2 protein-coding genes are annotated in these 2,083 nt (G+C 32.0%); both read right to left on the bottom strand.

Features of this window, described 5'->3' with window-relative positions:
• Positions 1-1,556, bottom strand: a 1,556-nt coding sequence (locus MR593_RS02955; RefSeq protein ID WP_290686783.1) for a DEAD/DEAH box helicase family protein, incomplete at its 3' end; no start/stop codon positions are given.
• Between the two features lie 25 nt (positions 1,557-1,581).
• Positions 1,582-2,083 (bottom strand): restriction endonuclease subunit S (locus MR593_RS02950; RefSeq protein ID WP_290686781.1); only part of this gene is annotated, 502 nt, incomplete at its 5' end.

Here is a 2,083-nt window from a genome sequence, read left to right as displayed (position 1 = left end):
CCGCTTTCAAGCTCGAATACTGTATAAGTATTTTTATCTATTTCGTCCTTTGGTGTAGCAGTAAGACCTAGTAAATTGGCATCGAAATATTCAAAAATCGTCTTGTATTTTTTGTATATACTTCTATGTGACTCATCTACTATTATCAAATCAAAATGACCAGGTGTAAATAATATCTTGCCGTCCTTTGATTTAGTCTCATCTATTGCATTCATCATAGTTGGATAAGTCGAAAATATCATTCTCGCACTCTCTGGATCTTCACTTTTATCTAGTAAATTGCAAAGTGGCAAATCAGGCAACAGTTTTGAGAAGGAATTTTTAGCCTGCTTCACAAGCTCTTTTCTATCTGCCAAGAAAAGTACGTTTTTAGCACAATTATGTCTAGTAAGCATATCGACTAAAGAAACTGAGATTCTAGTTTTTCCAGTACCTGTACCTGCTACTATCAAGCATTTTCGCTGTTTTTTGTCGAACGCCTCACAGACAGCGATTATCGCTTCCTTTTGATAATATCTGTTTGTAATTTCATCATTTATAGTTTTATAATCAAAAGGCTTTCTCGTGCTTCTTCTATCTACTCTAAGCTGTAACTCATCCTTCTTCAAAAATCCCGAAACCCTTCTCATAGGATATCCAGCTGCATCATCCCAAATATAAGTTTCAAATCCATTAGTCGTAAATATAATAGGTCTTTGATTGTATTTTTTCTCTAAGCAATCGGCATAAAGTTTCGCTTGATGTTGACCTTTGTCTGGAGTTACACTCGCCTTTTTTGCCTCGATAACTGCTAGTGGCTTTCCGTTGTCTCCATATAAAACATAGTCTGCGTATCCTATTCCTGATCCATTTGGCATTCCTTCCACTTTTTCTTCTTCTACTATATCCCTAGTGTTGAACTCCCATCCAGCAAGCTTTAGCTCTACATCTATAAATCGTTTTCGAGTTTCATATTCACTTATATGTTCTACTTTGAAATCGTAGTTTTTAGTATTTTCTATTCTCTTTTCTGTTAATTTCTGTCTTAAGCTTTGATTCTCAGCTATTATTTCCTCTATTTTTTTGTCCTTTGAACTCAATTTTTCATATAACTTATTCAATTCCTCAGGACTAGTTCTCTTATTTCCACCCTTAGGTATAATAGATTCGTCAAACTCAGTAGCTGTGTACTCATCAGCATAACAGTAATCAATCCAAGATACAAATTGATGCAAATTTCTAAGAGCCAAAATCGCCTCTTCTCTTTTTACATATTTATTTGTATGAACTGATAGATTTCCTGTTCTAATTATGTACACTAAAAAATGATACATCTCTGAGTCTATCATGTATTTAAAACTGTTATTATTAACCAAACTAGAAAGATTATCTTTATAAGGAAGTTTTAGCTCTGTGTCAAAGCTATATACCCATTTAACTGCCAATTCTAATGCTCTCCTACATAGAATTGCTGTAGTTGCAGGACTTACTGACATGCTGTTTTCTGCATCTATGCAAGCCTGAGCAAAGCTTCGAAATTCCTTTTTGGCTTTTAAAAAATCGAAATTTCCTTTCACTTGTATATCCCCCCGTTTATTTCGTTTATAGTATGATTATATCATAAAGCATGGATGGTCGTTTATATATTGGTAGTTCCATTAAATTGTATGATTTTTTTGAGTCAAATTTCAATTTGTCTACTTGCTTAACAAATTCGGCGAATTCATTTTGAAGTTCTATTGGTGGATTTATAATTTGATGATTATATATATCCGATGTCTTTATAGCAGGATAATTTGCACCACTCGTTACGGATACCATTTCATCTTTAAAATAATCAGTCAATACATATTGAAATAAAAAATAATTGTTAATATTTTTACTTCTTAAAATAGTTATGCCTGACGTAGTAACCATATTTTCTAATTGATATTCTACCATTGCTATATTCTTTAAATTAGGTCTAACATTGGAAATTAATATATCCCCAACATTTATACATTGTTGAGCTCTTGAAGGTGCTTCATCAAAATTATATTTATTATTAGAAATTATTGTATTTGATACATTATCAATACAAGAAATATCTATATATGATATTACA

This window comes from Intestinibacter sp. (genome assembly GCF_022780145.1).
Taxonomy (GTDB): domain Bacteria; phylum Bacillota; class Clostridia; order Peptostreptococcales; family Peptostreptococcaceae; genus Intestinibacter.
Note: the sequence above shows the minus strand (reverse complement) of the source record. Positions and strands in the feature narration are given on the sequence as shown.